Here is a 15041-nt window from a genome sequence, read left to right as displayed (position 1 = left end):
GGTGGTGGAGGGGCGTGCCCCAAACAGTGTCGCCGGTGGAGAGCCCCTCCACCAGCCTGCGGCTGGTCCCCTCCCCGTGCCGGGGAGGATCTTATTAGCGCGCTTCGTCCAGAAACGCCGCGACGTCGCTCAAATCCACCGTCTTGTCGAGGAAGGTCTGGCCGATCCCGCGGGCGAGGAGGAAGGGCAGGGTGCCGGCGGCCATCTTCTTGTCGTGGAGCATGTGCTCGACGAGGCGGGCGCCCGAGGCCGAGACACCGGCGGCGGCGAGACCGTCCGGCAGGCCGATCGTGCGGAGGTGGGCGGCGACGCGTTCGGCTTCCTGTCCGGAGCAGAGTCCAAGTCGCGCCGAATAAGCGAAGGCAAGCGCCATGCCCGCTGCGACGCCCTCGCCGTGGAGCAGCTTGTCGGAAAAGCCGGCCTCGGCCTCGAGCGCATGGCCGAAGGTGTGGCCAAGGTTGAGCAATGCGCGCTTGCCGGTGGTCTCGCGCTCGTCCTCGCCGACGATGCGCGCCTTGGCGGCGACCGAGTGGGAGATCGCATATTCGCGCGCGGCGGAATCGCCGGAGAGCAAGGCCGCGGCATTGGCCTCGCAATATTCGAAGAAGGCGAAATCGTCGATCAAGCCGTATTTGACGACTTCGGCATAGCCGGCGCGAAGCTCGCGCGGCGGAAGCGTGTCGAGTACCTGCGGATCGATCAGGACGATGCTCGGCTGGTGGAAAGCGCCGATCAGATTCTTGCCGGCGCGGCTGTTGATCGCGGTCTTGCCGCCGACCGAACTGTCGACCTGCGCGAGCAAGGTGGTGGGAATCTGGACGAAGTTGCAGCCGCGCTTGAGGATCGAGGTCGCGAAGCCGACAAGGTCGCCGATCACGCCGCCGCCCAACGCAATGACATGATCGCTGCGCTCGACGCCGAGATCGAGCAGCTTGTCGGTGAGTGCCTCGAGCTGGTCCCAGCTCTTGGTCGATTCGCCCGGCGGGAGGACGATCGCCTCGCTGGGCGTGCCGAGGCTGGCCTGGAGCGTGGCCAAGTGTGCGCTCACATTGGCGTCGGTGACGATGACGAAGCGGCGGCCCCTGGCGAAGGGCGCGAGCGCCTCGCCGGCGCGGCTGAGCAGGCCGGCTTCGATGCGGACGGTGTAGCTGCGGTCGCCCAGTGCGACGGGAACGGTATTCAAGTGCGGATCGCCTTCAGGATTTCATCGACGGTGGTGTCGTGCGGAGCCGCCACGCTCTGAACCCGGATCGGGGCGAGCGCATAGAAAGGATTTCTTAGCGTCGCCAACTCGGTGAGGATTTCCTCGGGATCGCGGCCGCGCAGCAAGGGGCGGGTGTCGCGGCGGCGGACGCGATCGGCGAGCACCGCGGGCTCGGCATCGAGCCATATTGCGATCGCCTGGTCGAGGATCAGCGCCCGCGTCGCTTCGTTGAGGAACGCGCCGCCGCCGGTGGCGATCACCTTGGGGGTGCCGTCGATCAGCCGGGCGATGACGCGACGTTCCCCGTCGCGGAAATAGGGTTCGCCGAAGCGCTCGAAAATATCCGAGATCGTCATGTCGGCCGCCGCCTCGATCTCGTGATCGGCGTCGACAAAGGGTAGGCGCATGCGCTGCGCGAGGCGCCGGCCGACCGTGGTCTTGCCGGCGCCCATCAATCCGACCAGCACGATCGGCTTGCCCTTCCAGGGCCAGTCAGGGGCATGCGCTTGCAACATCGTCGGGGGCTATACAGCGGGGGACGGTCTCGGGCAAAAGGCCCTCGCGTTTCTCAAATCACGGACCTTTCCATGTCCCGTTTCCTAGTCGTGCTCATTGTAATCGTCCTCGTGCTGGTGGGAGGAATCGTCTTTCTCTCGACGCGGAGCACCGAGAAGGAGCCGGTTCGCATGGAGAAGGTGGTCCCGCTTGAAAACCTCACGAAATAAGTTTTCGCGGATCGGGTTTGCGGCGCTGCTGCTCGCCGGCGTGGGGGTGCCCGCGCTGGGGCAGGACACGCCCGAATCGCTGCTGCCGCCGGGGTTCGACGATCCCGCGCCGACGCCTGTGCCCGCGCCCAGGCCGGCCCCCGCGCCGACGCGCGCCGCCGAGCCGATCGCACCAACGGACGGCGTGGCGCTGCCGCTCGACAATGTGTTGGGGAACGTGGCCGAGGTCGAGGTGCCGCAAGCGGCCACGGTCGATCTGTCGCGATACGAGCTTCCCGAATTCGCGCGGCATTCGCTCGATCGGGTGGGCGTGCTCGCCGCGGGCAATACGGCATTCCCCGCCAATTCGTTCGGACGGAGCGACGGGCGCTTCCTGCAGGTGCTGATGCGGCGGATGAACGCGCCGATCGCGTCGCGCTGGGCGTCGATCGTGCTCCGCCGTGCGCTGATGTCGCCGCTCGACACCCCGGCCAACGTCAACGGCGCCGACTTCGCCGCAGACCGCGCCTGGGCATTGCTGCGGATGGGCGAGGCCAATGCCGCACGCGCGGTGATCGACGATGTAGACGCCGATAACTACACGATTTGGCTCTATCAGGTGGCGATGCAGACCGCACTGGCGACCGGGGATCCGGCGGCTTTGTGCCCGCTCGCCGAGAAGGGCGCGGCGGCCATCCAGCAACGCGGCTGGGCGCTGGCGCAGGCGATGTGCCTCGGGCTCGCCGGCAAGCCCAATGAAGCGGGGCAGCGGCTCACCCAGGCGCGTTCGGGGACGAGCCCGTCGGACATCGACAATCTGCTCGCCGAGAAGGTGCTCGGCACCGGCGCGCAGGGCCGCCGGGCAGTGACGATCGAGTGGAATTCTGTGCCCCAGCTCACCGCGTGGCGCTGGGGGCTGGCGACCGCGACCGGAGTGGAGGTGCCGGCGGAGCTTTATCAGACCGCCGGGCCGCAGGTCCGTTACTGGCAGGCACTGGCACCCAATATCGATCCGGCCGCACGCGCGGCCGCGGCCGAACTGGCGGCAACGGCAGGCGTGTTCTCCAACGCGGGGCTGGTCGATCTCTATTCGGAGATCGAGCAAAGCGGCGATTCGGGTCCCGGCCAGACGATCGCCCGTGATCTGCGCACCGCTTATACCGACGGCGACGTGAACAATCGCGTCAAGGCATTGCGCACCCTGTGGGACGGCGCGAACAGCCCGCGCACGCGCTATGCCCGGCTGATCCTGACCGCACGCGCGGCTTCGTGGATCCCGGCGAGCGACAAACTGGAGGATTCCGACCGGCTGATCGCGGCGATGCTGTCCTCGGGATACGAGGCCGCGGCGCTCGAATGGCGGGCAGCGGTCAAGCCTCGCAGCGAAGGCTGGGCATTGCTCGCGCTGGCCGATCCGGGCTTGTCGCGCGTGGTTGCGGGCGATGTCACGGGCTTTGCCGACAGCGGATCGCGGCGCAAGGCGCAGATGCTTGCGGCGGGGCTTGCCGGCCTCGGCCGATTGAACGCGGGCGATGCACAGAACGTGGCGGCGACGCTCGACGTGCCGATCGGCGGGGTCAATGCCTGGACCCAGGCGATCGATGCCGCCGGGCAACGCGGCGACGCGGCGACGGTGGCGCTGCTCGCCGGCGTGGGCATGCAATCGGTGAACTGGGACCATGTCGCGCCCGAGGCCCTGTTCCACATCGTCGCGGCGATGCGCGCCGCGGGGATGGTCAATTATGCGCGGATGATCGCCGTCGAGGCGGTAACGCGGTCGGCTTGACCGGGCATGCCGATCACGCGCTGATCGAGCGCTTCCTCGAGATGATGCGGGCGGAGGCGGGCGCGGCAGGGAATACGATCGCGGCCTATGGCACCGATCTGCGGTTGGCCTCCGAAGTGCTGGAAGGAGGTTGGGCGAAGCCGGCGCGGCCGAAATCGAACGATTGGCAGGCGAATGGCAGGCGCTTGCGCGATCGACGGTGGCGCGCAAGGCGGCGGCGCTCCGGCGCTTTTACGCTTTTCTGGCGGACGAGGGACTGCGCGGGGATGACCCGAGCGCGGCGCTGCCGCGGCCGGGGACGGCGCGGGCGCTCCCGAAGGTGCTGAGTATCGAGGATGTCGATGCGATGTTCGCAGTGATCGCGGCACGGCAGGCGCGGGTGCCGCCGGATCCGCTCGATCTGCGGCTCTCGGCCCTGATCGAGTTGCTCTACGGATCGGGCTGCGCGCGACCGAATTGGTGTCGCTGCCGCGCAACGCAGTGGCGCCGGACCGGCCGTATCTGATCCTCAAGGGCAAGGGTGGGCGCGAGCGGCTGGTGCCGATCTCCGATCGGGCGCGGGCGGCAGTGGCTGCGTGGCGCGAGCACGTCGCCGTCGGTCGGCCGTGGCTGTTCCCTCGGGCAAGGCGCATCTCTCGCGTGTGCGGCTCTATCAGCTCGTCCGCGCGCTGGCGGCGGAAGCGGGGATCCCGCCCGATCGCGTGAGCCCGCACGTGCTGCGCCACGCCTTCGCGACGCATTTGCTCGAGGGCGGGGCGGACCTGCGCGCGTTGCAGGCGATGCTGGGGCACGCGGATATCGCGACGACCGAGATCTATACGCATGTCGACAGCAAAAGGCTGGTCGAATTGGTCAATCAGCGGCACCCGCTGGGCGAGGCGCTGGGCAAGGCCGCGGGTGCGGCGCGCGTTGACGCAAAGCCCGGCCCGTCCTAACCGCGCAGCGATGGCAACCTTCCTCGACTTCGAGAAACCGATCGCCGAGCTGCAGAGCCGGATCGACGAGCTGCGCCGTACCGCCGAAGGCGGATCGGTGGATATCCAGGCGGAAATCACGCCGCTCCAGGCCAAGGCCGAGCGGCTGCTCCACGATACTTATGCCAGGCTGACGCCATGGCAGAAGACGCAGGTCGCGCGGCACCCCGAGCGGCCGCACTTCAAGCACTACGTCGCAGGGCTGATCGAGGACTTCATGCCGTTGGGCGGCGACCGCGCCTTTGCCGACGACAATGCGATCATCGGCGGGCTGGGCCGCTTCCGCGGTCGTCGGGTGATGGTGATCGGCCACGAGAAGGGCGACGACACCGCGAGCCGGCTCAAGCACAATTTCGGGATGGGCAAGCCCGAGGGCTACCGCAAGGCGATCCGGCTGATGCAGCTGGCCGACAAGTTCCGGCTCCCGGTCCTCACCCTGGTTGACACTTCGGGCGCGTTCCCGGGGTGCAGGCCGAGGAGCGCGGCCAGGCTGAAGCGATCGCGCGCTCGACCGAGCAGTGCCTCAATCTCGGGGTGCCGCTCGTCGCGACGATTCTTGGCGAGGGCGGCTCGGGCGGCGCGGTGGCGCTGGCGGCGGGCAATATTGTGCTGATGATGGAGCACGCAGTCTATTCGGTGATCTCGCCCGAGGGCTGCGCCTCGATCCTGTGGCGCACCGCGGACAAGGCCCCCGACGCCGCCGAGGCGATGAAGGTGACCGCGCAACATTTAAAGGAACTCAAGGTGATCGACGGGATCATCGGCGAGCCGCTGGGCGGCGCGCATCGCGATCCGGGCGTGGCGGTGCGGGCGCTCGGCGATGCCGTAGAAGCGGCGCTGGACGGGCTGGACGGCATGTCGCCCGAGAGCCTGCGCCAAGCGCGACGCGCCAAGTTCCTCGCGATGGGCCGCGTCTGAGCTACGCGCTGCGGGAACTGCAACAAGAAAGGGCGGCGGAACCTGCGTTCCGCCGCCCTTCTCGTTTACTAATCGAACGAGACTTAGCCAGTCTTCATGTTCGACGTGACGTTGCCGAAGGTCGTCTTGAGCTGATTGCCCAGGCCCGACATCGCGGCGATGGCGGCGACGGCGATGAGAGCGGCGATCAGGCCGTACTCGATCGCGGTGGCGCCCTTGGAATTCTTAACGAAGTTGCGAATCTTCTGCATAACCGGTCTCCAACGTTCTAGAACTACTTCATTCACCCGGCCGGCCCGGAAATCCGGTACGGCAACATCCGATCTAGGGGAGGAAGTAAAGAAACGGCTAAATCGGGCCGTTTCCCGGCTGTTAACCACGTTCAGTGCGCGGTCTGGACCTTGGTGCTGACATCGTTCCACATTTCGCCGGTGACTGTCCCGAGCGCGACCAGGGCCGCCATGATGGCGAGCACGATCAGCGCACAGATCAGGCCGTATTCGATTGCCGTGGCCGCCTTGGAATCGCGGACCAGGCGATGGATCGACTTCGTAAGGGCTCGCATATTGCCCACTTCTCCCCCAGAGGATCGGCGAAAACTAGCGAAAGAGAATTAACGAAGTGTCGAGAGAAGTTGCCGGACTGTTGCTGGTCGTGGCGGTGGCGCTGGTAGACGGCGACGGCTACGTACTGGTGCAGCAGCGCCCGCCGGGCAAGCCGATGGCGGGTTTGTGGGAGTTTCCGGGCGGCAAGGTCGAGTCCGGCGAAGTGCCGGAAGCGGCGCTGGTGCGCGAACTGGCCGAGGAATTGGGGATCGAAGTCGCGATCGAGGCGCTGGCCCCGATCACCTTCGCCAGCGAAGCGCTGGGCGAGCGGCATCTGCTATTGCTGTTGTACGTGGCGCACGCTTGGCAGGGTACGCCCGAGCCGCGGCATGCCAGCGCGTTGCAATGGGTGCGTCCGGCCGAGATGCGCGCGCTCGCGATGCCGCCGGCGGACGTGCCTTTGGTCGATGCGCTGGAGCGGTTGCTCTAGTCCGGACGTTTCGGCTTGAGCGCGTCGGCCAGCGATGCCGTGGCGCTGCCGCGGCGGGCGGGCTTGGGCTGCGAAGGATCAGGGCCCAGCCGGTCAGGTAGACGATCTCGAAGCGCTCCGGGGTGCGGCCGTCGGGCTCGGCGCGGTCGGCGAAGGCGGCTGAGGCGCGGACCAGGGTGTCGCGGGTGAGCGGTGCCGGATTGGGCAGCAGGTTGGTCGCTGCCATGCCGCGCAGGTCGCGCAGCAAATTGGGCAGGCCGGCATAGCGCACCACCAAGGTCTCGACATCGGCGACGGGCAGCGCGAAACCTGCGCGGGCGAGTAGATCACCGGCCGAACGGACGTCGATCTGCGGATGGAAGCGCGCCGCGGGACGATCGGCTTCGGCCTCCTTGATGCAGCCGCGCAGCGTCGACAGCGTGCCGGCACCGGCGAAGGCGCCGAGAAACAGCCCGTCGGGGCGCAGCACGCGGCGGGCGAGCGTGAGCGCGCCGGGCACGTCGTTGACCTGATCGAGCACGCCGACCGACACCACCAGGTCGAACGAGGCATCGGCGAAGGGCAGGCGGTCCTCGTCTGCCTGTACCCCGCCGGACGCCTTGGCAAAGCCGAAGCCGGCATCAACGTGCGCGATCCGCGCGCCGGGAATGGCGAGATCGCCGGCAAAGCTGCCGAGATCGAGCACGTCGCGGAACTCGCGCCGCACCGCGTCGAGCCGCTCGAGCAGCCCTTCGAGCATGTGCTCGCGCAGAAAGGCGAAGCCGGCATAGCCCGGAGCGGCGCGATCGCGGCGACGGCGGCGCGTGGCGCGCGAGAAGATTTCGGAGGCTTGAGAATCGGACACGTGCGGCTTGTGCAGCGGCGCGGCGCCCGCGACAAGGAGCGGCATGGCTGCGCTCGCTTCCTTGCACGGCTCGCCGACCTCGCGCTGCCGCCGCGCTGCCCGGGCTGCGGCGAAGTGACTGCCGCCGACCACCGCTTCTGCGCCCCGTGTTGGGGGAGCCTGCGCTTCCTCGGGCCACCGTGGTGCGCGACATGCCAATTGCCGTTCGCGTTCGATCGCGGCGAGGGCGCGCAATGTGCCGAATGCATGACCGAGCCGCCGTCGCATGACGGGGTGCGCGCGGCGGTAGCCTATGGCGATATCGCGCGCGAGGTGGCGCTCAAGCTCAAATATTCGGGGCGGCTGGCCTGTGCGCAGACGATGGCGCGGGCGATGGCGCGGCTGATGCCCGAGGGTGCCGATCTGCTGGTGCCGGTGCCGCTCCACCGCTGGCGGATCTGGTCGCGCGGATTCAACCAGGCGGCGCTGATCGCCGCAGCGCTTTCCAGGACGAGCGGAGTGCCCATGGATGCCGCGACACTGCGGCGGGTGAAGGCAACGCCGGTGCTCCGCGGGCTGGGAGCGCGGGGACGCGCCAGGGCGGTGGCGGGGGCGTTCGCGTTATCCGGGGATGCCAAGGCGCGGCTGGCGGGCAGGACGGTGGTGCTGATCGACGACGTGCATACCAGCGGCGCGACCGCGGCGGCCTGCGCACGCGCGCTCAAGCGCAGCGGCGCCGACAAAGTGATCCTTCTTTGCTGGGCGCGCGTTCTGGGGGAAGCGCTGGATTGACAAGCGCGGTCGCCGATCACAACTCGAGAGAGACATGGCCAAGATCGAAATCTACACCACCGCGTTCTGCGGATATTGCTATCGCGCCAAGGCGCTGCTCGATTCCAAGGAGTCGAGTATGAAGAGATCGACATCAGCATGGGCGGGCCGCGGCGCGCTGAGATGATCCAGCGCGCCGATGGTCGCACCAGCGTTCCGCAGATATTTATCCAGGGCAAGCATATCGGCGGATCGGACGATCTCGCCGCGCTCGACCGTCAGGGCGGACTGGACCCGCTTTTGGCCGCATGAAAGCAGCCCTGCTCCAGATGACCAGCGGGATCGATCCCGCCGACAATGCGCGCACCCTCGTCGAGGGTGTCGAGCAGGCGAAAGCCGGCGGGGCGGCGATGCTGTTCACGCCCGAGATGTCGGGGCTGCTCGATCGCGATCGGGACCGTGCTTCGGGATCACTGGTGCGCGAGGAGGAGGATCGGGTGCTCGCGGCGGTGCGCGATGCGGCGGCGAAGCATAGGCTGTGGGTGCATCTGGGTAGCCTCGCGGTGCTGCGCGAGGACGGCAAGCTCGCCAATCGCGGCTTCGTGATCGACGATACGGGCGCGATTCGCGCGCGCTACGACAAGATGCATCTGTTCGACGTCGATCTGCCGAGCGGCGAGAGCTGGCGCGAATCGAACAGCTACGCGCCGGGCGAGCGCGCGGTGACGGTGGCCACGCCGCTGGGCGTGCTGGGGCTGGCGATCTGCTACGATCTGCGCTTCCCGGACCTGTTCCGCGCATTGAGCGACGCGGGCGCGACCTTGCTCGCGGTGCCGGCGGCGTTCACTCGCCCGACCGGTGCGGCGCATTGGCACGTCCTGATGCGCGCCCGCGCGATCGAGGCGGCGGCGTTCGTGATCGCGGCGGCGCAGACCGGCATCCACGCCGACGGACGCGCGACTTATGGCCATTCGCTGGTCGCCGATCCGTGGGGCGAATTGCTGCTCGACATGGGCGAGCCGGCGGGCCTGGGCTTTGCCGAGGTCGATCCGGCGCGCACCGAGGCGGCGCGCGCCCGCGTGCCGGTGCTCAAGCACCGCCGCGCAATCCCCCGTCGAATCGCTGTGATCGTCTTCGATCTCAAATGCAGTGGCGGGCACGTCTTCGAGGCGTGGTTCGGATCGAGCGTGGCGTGGGAAGAGCAGCGCGCGGCCGGGCTGGTCGCGTGCCCGATCTGCGGCAACGGCGAAGTCGCCAAGGCCGTGATGGCGCCCAATGTCGGCGTCAAGGGCAATAGCCGGACGACTGTTCCCACCACAGCCCCGTCGGGCGAGGCTCCACCTCCCGAGGTGGTGAAGGCGGCGATGGAGATGATCGCCTCCGCACAGGCGAAGATGCTCGAAACCTCGCAATGGGTGGGCACTGCCTTCACCGACAAGGCGCGTGCGATGCATCTCGGCGATGAGCCGGCGGCGCAGATCCATGGCCAGGCCACGCCTGAACAGGCGCAGGAACTGGCCGAGGAAGGCGTGCCGGTGGCGCCATTGCTCGTGCCGGTAGTGCCACCCGAGCGCCGCAATTGATTCCTGTCGCCGCGCTGGCTACCAGCGGCGGCGTGGCCCGGTAGCTCAGCAGGATAGAGCAAGCGATTCCTAATCGAGAGGTCGGAGGTTCGAATCCTCTCCGGGTCACCATCGTCAAGCGAAAACGGCAAAACTGCGCCGTTTCAGGCGATCTGCCCAAAGTCGTTCCCACTTTTCGTCCCACACTTCTGCGCGGCTTTGATGGCATGATCTGGCATGTCATGATCAATCCATTGCGATTCTCGACTCCGCTCAATCGCAAAGTGACGATCTTAGCGGCGGCTTTTGGGCCGTTTGCGGTCCGTCCGCTTTCGAGCTGCTGGGCGGCGATAGCCGCCATTGAAGACGCGAAACCTGCGAACGACAGCTAACGCCCCACTAGCGGACCTTCGCCACCCGCCTATGTTCGGCCACATGCGCATCCTTCTTATCGCCATAGCGGCGTCGGCATTTGCATTTCAAATCGCTGCCATGGGCACGCTGATGCGCCCGCCGATCATCTTTGCACTCGAAGTGGGTTTTGTCCTTCTTTGGGCAGGCGCCTACTGGCGGAATCGTCAGACTTTGAAGCCCGCTTGGATCAGCTGGGCGACCGGCCTCATCACAATGTTTGGGCCTCTCCGATGGCTACTGTTCAACTGGTGTCTATTGATTGAAAGATGCGTCGCCTGACGAGTCCGCTAACCACCCAATCTCGGACATTTGGCGTCACGCCCCGACGCGAGGGTTCCTAAAACCACCGGTCCGTTTTCGGGCGGGAACCTGCCGGTCGGCTAGCGCCCCAGTTGCGGTCGTTCATCGACCGTGGAAAGAGGACGCCGTTCAGTACTGGGGGTATGATGCTTCGATCCGTGATGGCTTTCTTGCTGGCTCCGATCCCCGCGGCGTTTTTCCAAGCCACTGTCGTCGCGATTTGGCCGAAGGAGGGAACTGGGCTTTACGAACATCCTCTGTCCATGTTCGTCGCCATCTGCCTGGTCTTTTATACCTTCGGTCTGCTGCTGGGCTTGCCGTTGCTCTGGTTTCTGAAGGAGCGCCGTATGCCCTCGTTGCGAGGCTATGCGCTTGGCGGAGCAATCATCACGCTACTACCTACCGCCGTTCATCTGGGCTGGATCGCCTTTCTCGGTGGCCTCACCCCTTACATCGCGATTTATCACATCGCGTTCTTCGGCGTCGGCGGCGCCGCAGCGGGTGCAATATTCTACGTCATCGCGCAGAGGGGCTCGCGCCGGAAAGTCAACATGGCGCCGTAACGTCCGCTTCCCACCTGATTCCGGACGTTGAGGCCGGCTAGCGCGACTGACCTCGCGAATGACCGAGATTGGGTGGTTAGCGGAACGGCGGCTTTTAGGAAGGCAATCCGCGAAAGCCGCCGTTCCGGGCTGGGCTCGTGCGGACGACCGCTAACGCCCCGATTGTGGACATCAGCTGCCACTCCCCGCTCTGCGAGCGCATCGCCAGCAAAGAGCTCCCAACGCGAAGGGAAGGCCGAAGAAGAGAAGGTAGAGTGGCCAATAATCTGCCAGCATGCTCGGTATCGATGATGGCTCCAGAACAGGAAGAAGAAGGGGGCAGATCACTGCGCGTGCGAGTGGAGGAACAGGATCAGCGAATGCCGTATGCCGCGCTCTATGCGCGTTACGCCGTGGACGAGGTTGCCGGCATGGACGATCGCCGTTCCCGCCTCGCGCTCGAGCGAGCGCAGGGTAGCGCCGTCCAGCGCGAGCAGCCGACCGCCCTCGAGTTCGGTATCGTCATTGAGCGCGATGTTGACCGTATAGTCGCACAGATCGGCGTGGAACGGGATGTAGCGGCGGGTGTCCTGCGAATAGACGCGCAGGAAAATGCTGATCTCGCTCATACCCCGACGGCGCAGCTGCGGGCGGCGCACCGACCGATTCGGGGAGGGCCAGCAGCGTCGCGGTTCGTTCCGCGCCGATCAGGTCGGACAGGCCGTCGAGCGAGAGGTTGACCTGATATTCGGGCAGGTCGTCGACTGTGTCGGGCACCACCGAGGTCATATGCGCGTCGGCGTGGGCGCGGAGTTCGGCGCATGCTGCCGCATCAAGCGCACCCGGAGCGATGAACAGCCGCCCGCGATCGCTACTGTCGCCACCGGTGCCATAATTGCGCACGATGGCAAGCTCGGCCGCGCTGGCCGTCTGCGGATCACCATGGTCGATCAGCAGCCGCTGGACGGTCGGGCACAGCGCGCTGCGGCTGCGGCGGCGGTCGCGGGTGTCGATCCAGCGGATCTTGTCGAACAGCGCTTCGGGCGCGGGCATCGGCGCGGCGAGCGGCTGTGCGGCGATAGCGGCGAACACCGTGGTATCGAGCACCTCGGCCGGTTGCAGGCCGCTATGGCCCAGCGCGTTGATCCGCGCCAGCGCCGGCAGGTCGAGCTGGAAGTGGAGGACGCAGCTGTCTCCGGTCAGGCGGTGAAGGCGCGCGCCCGCGACGATCGCCAACGTGCCCGGTGCGACCGGCACTGCGCCGCCCTCGGCAAACTCGATCATGCACGGGGTCTCGTCATGATCGATCCGCAGATAGGCGCAGAGATGCTTCCTGCCGCGCTGGAACGGCGGCTCCAGCGCGCCGCTGCGCCGCTGGATCTGCGGCGTGCCGAGCCCGGCATCGGCAAGCGGCACGTCGTGGTTGCGCAGATGGGCGTGGACCCGGGCAACCGCGTCCTGCCACGCCCGCCAGGGCTCGCAGCCCTGCCATAGCAACAGCGCCCCCGAATGATCGCGCCACCAGTCCTCCGGCGCGATGCCGTCGAGCGCGGCGCGATATTGGGCCCAGGCGGCGGGGCTCGACACGTGCGGCAACAGGGTCGTTTCCCACAGCGGATGCCCCTCCCGCGACGGCAGGGCGTAATCGTCGATCGGCTGATAGCCAGGGACCGTGACGAAGGCCGGATGGCGGGCGGGGCCTGCGGGCGCCGGCGCCGGGGCGGACTCGCCGCGATCGACTCGGCTCCACAGGACAGGCGGCGGCATCAGGAATTCGTGCCGCCCGTCCTCCGCCCCGCCGCGCGAGGTGATGACGAGATCGAACGAGATCGAGATGCGCGGATCGTCGGTCGTGTTGGGCTCCACCGAATGGCTGAGCTTGGCGGGAAACAGGATCAGCCGTCCCGGCACCGGCGCATAGACCGCGCTGCCATAGTTGAGTGCGTGATGCTCCGAATAGCCTGCCGTCATGTCCGAATCGATGCCCGGCGCGACCTGGTTCGGCTTGCCGTCGTTGAAGAAGCGGATTTGCCCGCCTGCCGCGTCCCGCGATCCGGCGAGATAATAGACTGCGCTCAGATGCGCGGTGTGGTGGGCATGGCGGGCGACTCGCTGGTCGCGTGCCGCGACGATCGGCCAGGCGCGCTGGATATAGACATCGGTCTTGCTCAGGTTGTGGCCGAGCGCCCCCAGATACTCGAGCGCCTGCGCGCCCACCTGTCTGGTCAGCCAGTCGAACGCGGGATCGAGGTGGATCCGGTCGACATTGTGGACGTCGCCCGTCCAGCTCGATGTCGGCGAGGTGCGTTGCGCGCCCGAATTACGCCGTAACGCGTCAATCGCGTGCAGCATATTGTGTCTATGCGCATCTGCATCCGCTAGATCGTGATAGAAGATGGCGAGAGGAAACCATGTATCTAGTGGCATACGAACAATTTATCTCCGATTCGGATGATATGAAAAAAGAAAAATCTCAGTAACGCTAAATGTCTCTTGAATTTAGGCGTGCGGTAAATGTAGAGAATATACCGTCCAAGTGTCCATAGTGCGTTTGAGTCGAGTCAGTTGAAAATTAAGCAAAGCTTGTCAGCGGAAAATTGATTTCACGCCTTGGGCAAGTGTGCGCCGACTGATCTAATTAAGAGCTTTCGGAGTGAAATTCATGTTCATGTCCGATCTTTAGGAAAGCTTTAGGAAAGGACGTTCGAATGCCCTTGTCAGACCTTTCTCCCGAGCAGCAGCAAGCCTTTAACGATCGCCTGAAGGAGCTCGGTATGGGCCCGTCGCAGGTGGTCCCGTCGATTTCGCCTAAGACCCATCCGGGACCGGTGATCTTTTCGGCCGATCCGGAAATATCGACGATCCCGCCGCATGTCGTGACCGTCAACAGCCTCGACGAGGTCAAGCGCATCGCCGGCAACCCCGACTCACACTACGAGAGCGGAACGCTGCAGCAGCATCATGACATTTTCGAGGACTGGCCGACCGAGAAGAACGAAAAGAGCCCATCCGAACTCGAGGCGCATGAGAACCAGCGGATCATCGCGGCCGAGATGGGGTACATCTACGGCCATTCGAAACATTATGAGAGCTACAAGACGATCATCGAAAAGCACAAATATCCGGCGCGCTTTGCTGTATTCGCGGCCGAGGATGTCTGCGTCGATGCCAACAATCCGCTCTATATCAAATCCGAGGGCGCCTATAATTTCGGCACGGTGACCATCTGCCAAGGCGGATCGATCATCTTCGAAGCGAATGCGACGATGACAGTGCAGTTGATGATCAAATCCAACGCCACCTCTTGCTCGTAAGGAACTCGGACGATGGCAAGCAATCCTCCGATCATCAATAGCGGTTCCGATGGTCCCGACTATACCAACCAGCCCGCGCCGCCCTATCCGGGCGACGTCAATCCCCCGACCGCGGCGCAGGGCACTGCCGGCAAGGATGACGGCAAATCCTGCGGCACCAATGCGGGTACCGGCACCACCGGCACCACCGGACTGGTCGGCGCGACCGGGGCGACCGGCGGCAATGGCACCGATGGTAGCCAGATCAAGCTCATCATTTCCGAGATGACCGGCAATTACCAGCTGGTCACCAATGGCGGCAAGGCCGGTGGCGGCCAGGTCGGCGGGCCCGGGGGCACGGGTCAGAATGGCGGGCCCGGCGGCGCCAGCTCCGATCACTGCGGCGCTGGTGCGGCGGGCAATGGCGGCCCGGGCGGTGACGGTGGCCCGGGCGGCGGCGGCGGCACGGGCGGCAAGGCCGGTACGATCTACGTCGAATACCAGACCGGCAGCCCCACCTTCAACGGATCGCAGGCGCAAGCCGGGGCAGGCGGCGCGGGGAACAATGGCGGTGCGGGTGGCAAGGGCGGGACGGGCACGGCGGCAGGCGGGACCGGCAAGGGCGGCGCCCATGGCGGCACCGGCACCGGCGGCAATTCGGGCCAGATCTACATCAACGGCACGCCGCAGGTCTGAAGACGTCGTCACTACAGGA

Annotated in this window: 14 protein-coding genes, 1 tRNA gene and 5 pseudogenes; 13 read left to right on the top strand and 7 right to left on the bottom strand. The window is 66.3% G+C overall.

The window, feature by feature from the left end; translation table 11 throughout:
• Positions 1-94 precede the first annotated feature (94 nt).
• Positions 95-1183, bottom strand: coding sequence for a 3-dehydroquinate synthase (gene aroB, locus PIB19_RS07850; RefSeq protein WP_271240342.1), 1089 nt, complete (start codon positions 1181-1183; stop codon positions 95-97).
• On the bottom strand, positions 1180-1719 hold the full coding sequence (locus tag PIB19_RS07845) for a shikimate kinase (protein ID WP_271240341.1): 540 nt from the start codon (positions 1717-1719) through the stop codon (positions 1180-1182). The genes aroB and PIB19_RS07845 overlap by 4 nt, the downstream gene beginning before the upstream one ends.
• Before the next feature lie 190 nt (positions 1720-1909).
• On the opposite strand from PIB19_RS07845, the gene PIB19_RS07840 reads away from it, so the two are divergent.
• The 3 genes and pseudogenes from PIB19_RS07840 (at position 1910) to PIB19_RS07830 (ending at position 5586) form a co-directional block, all read left to right on the top strand.
• On the top strand, positions 1910-3694 hold the full coding sequence (locus PIB19_RS07840) for a hypothetical protein (protein WP_271240340.1): 1785 nt from the start codon (positions 1910-1912) through the stop codon (positions 3692-3694).
• Between the two features lie 41 nt (positions 3695-3735).
• A pseudogene (locus PIB19_RS07835) lies at positions 3736-4629 on the top strand (tyrosine-type recombinase/integrase).
• 10 nt (positions 4630-4639) lie between these two features.
• Positions 4640-5586 (top strand): annotated as a pseudogene (locus PIB19_RS07830) (acetyl-CoA carboxylase carboxyltransferase subunit alpha).
• Positions 5587-5669: 83 nt separating this feature from the next.
• On the opposite strand, the gene PIB19_RS07825 reads toward PIB19_RS07830, so the two are convergent.
• Both PIB19_RS07825 and PIB19_RS07820 read right to left on the bottom strand, forming a co-directional pair.
• On the bottom strand, positions 5670-5837 hold the full coding sequence (locus PIB19_RS07825; protein WP_271240339.1) for a Flp family type IVb pilin: 168 nt from the start codon (positions 5835-5837) through the stop codon (positions 5670-5672).
• A 131-nt stretch (positions 5838-5968) separates the two neighbouring features.
• A complete protein-coding gene (locus tag PIB19_RS07820; protein WP_271240338.1) occupies positions 5969-6151 on the bottom strand; it encodes a Flp family type IVb pilin in 183 nt (60 codons plus the stop codon).
• Positions 6152-6198: 47 nt separating this feature from the next.
• On the opposite strand from PIB19_RS07820, the gene PIB19_RS07815 reads away from it, so the two are divergent.
• Entirely contained in the window at positions 6199-6621 is a 423-nt protein-coding gene (locus PIB19_RS07815; RefSeq protein ID WP_443018741.1) for a (deoxy)nucleoside triphosphate pyrophosphohydrolase, read from the top strand.
• Here PIB19_RS07815 and PIB19_RS07810 read toward each other — a convergent pair.
• Positions 6618-7510: pseudogene (locus PIB19_RS07810) on the bottom strand (class I SAM-dependent methyltransferase). The gene PIB19_RS07815 and the pseudogene PIB19_RS07810 overlap by 4 nt on opposite strands.
• Here PIB19_RS07810 and PIB19_RS07805 point away from each other — a divergent pair.
• From PIB19_RS07805 to PIB19_RS07775, 7 genes and pseudogenes are all read left to right on the top strand, one after another.
• Complete coding sequence (locus tag PIB19_RS07805; RefSeq protein ID WP_271240943.1) at positions 7475-8236, top strand: ComF family protein; 762 nt, start codon at positions 7475-7477, stop codon at positions 8234-8236. The pseudogene PIB19_RS07810 and the gene PIB19_RS07805 sit on opposite strands and share 36 nt — an antisense overlap.
• A gap of 34 nt (positions 8237-8270) precedes the next feature.
• A pseudogene (grxC, locus tag PIB19_RS07800) lies at positions 8271-8527 on the top strand (glutaredoxin 3).
• Positions 8524-9327: pseudogene (locus tag PIB19_RS07795) on the top strand (carbon-nitrogen hydrolase family protein); the annotation flags it as partial. The pseudogenes grxC and PIB19_RS07795, both read left to right, overlap by 4 nt.
• A 12-nt stretch (positions 9328-9339) precedes the next feature.
• Complete coding sequence (locus tag PIB19_RS07790; protein ID WP_271240942.1) at positions 9340-9798, top strand: DUF1178 family protein; 459 nt, start codon at positions 9340-9342, stop codon at positions 9796-9798.
• A 34-nt stretch (positions 9799-9832) separates the two neighbouring features.
• Positions 9833-9909 (top strand) — tRNA-Arg (locus PIB19_RS07785).
• Positions 9910-10212: 303 nt separating this feature from the next.
• Positions 10213-10470 carry a hypothetical protein gene (locus PIB19_RS07780; protein WP_271240336.1) on the top strand — a complete coding sequence of 86 codons (258 nt, stop codon included), beginning with the start codon at positions 10213-10215 and terminating at the stop codon, positions 10468-10470.
• Between the two features lie 182 nt (positions 10471-10652).
• Entirely contained in the window at positions 10653-11054 is a 402-nt protein-coding gene (locus PIB19_RS07775; protein WP_271240335.1) for a hypothetical protein, read from the top strand.
• A gap of 323 nt (positions 11055-11377) precedes the next feature.
• On the opposite strand, the gene PIB19_RS07770 is transcribed toward PIB19_RS07775, so the two are convergent.
• Together PIB19_RS07770 and PIB19_RS07765 are read right to left on the bottom strand one after the other, a co-directional pair.
• Positions 11378-11662 (bottom strand): hypothetical protein, encoded by a 285-nt coding sequence (locus tag PIB19_RS07770; RefSeq protein ID WP_271240334.1) that lies wholly within the window; start codon positions 11660-11662, stop codon positions 11378-11380.
• Complete coding sequence (locus tag PIB19_RS07765; protein WP_271240333.1) at positions 11556-13460, bottom strand: TIGR02466 family protein; 1905 nt, start codon at positions 13458-13460, stop codon at positions 11556-11558. Before PIB19_RS07765 ends, PIB19_RS07770 begins: the two co-directional genes overlap by 107 nt.
• Before the next feature lie 347 nt (positions 13461-13807).
• On the opposite strand from PIB19_RS07765, the gene PIB19_RS07760 reads away from it, so the two are divergent.
• Both PIB19_RS07760 and PIB19_RS07755 read left to right on the top strand, forming a co-directional pair.
• A complete protein-coding gene (locus PIB19_RS07760; RefSeq protein ID WP_271240332.1) occupies positions 13808-14347 on the top strand; it encodes a hypothetical protein in 540 nt (179 codons plus the stop codon).
• 12 nt (positions 14348-14359) lie between these two features.
• Positions 14360-15022 carry a hypothetical protein gene (locus PIB19_RS07755; RefSeq protein WP_271240331.1) on the top strand — a complete coding sequence of 221 codons (663 nt, stop codon included), beginning with the start codon at positions 14360-14362 and terminating at the stop codon, positions 15020-15022.
• The last annotated feature ends 19 nt before the right edge of the window (positions 15023-15041 follow it).

The organism is Sphingomonas sp. 7/4-4, from assembly GCF_027941955.1.
Lineage (GTDB): Bacteria > Pseudomonadota > Alphaproteobacteria > Sphingomonadales > Sphingomonadaceae > Sphingomonas.
Note: the sequence above shows the minus strand (reverse complement) of the source record. Positions and strands in the feature narration are given on the sequence as shown.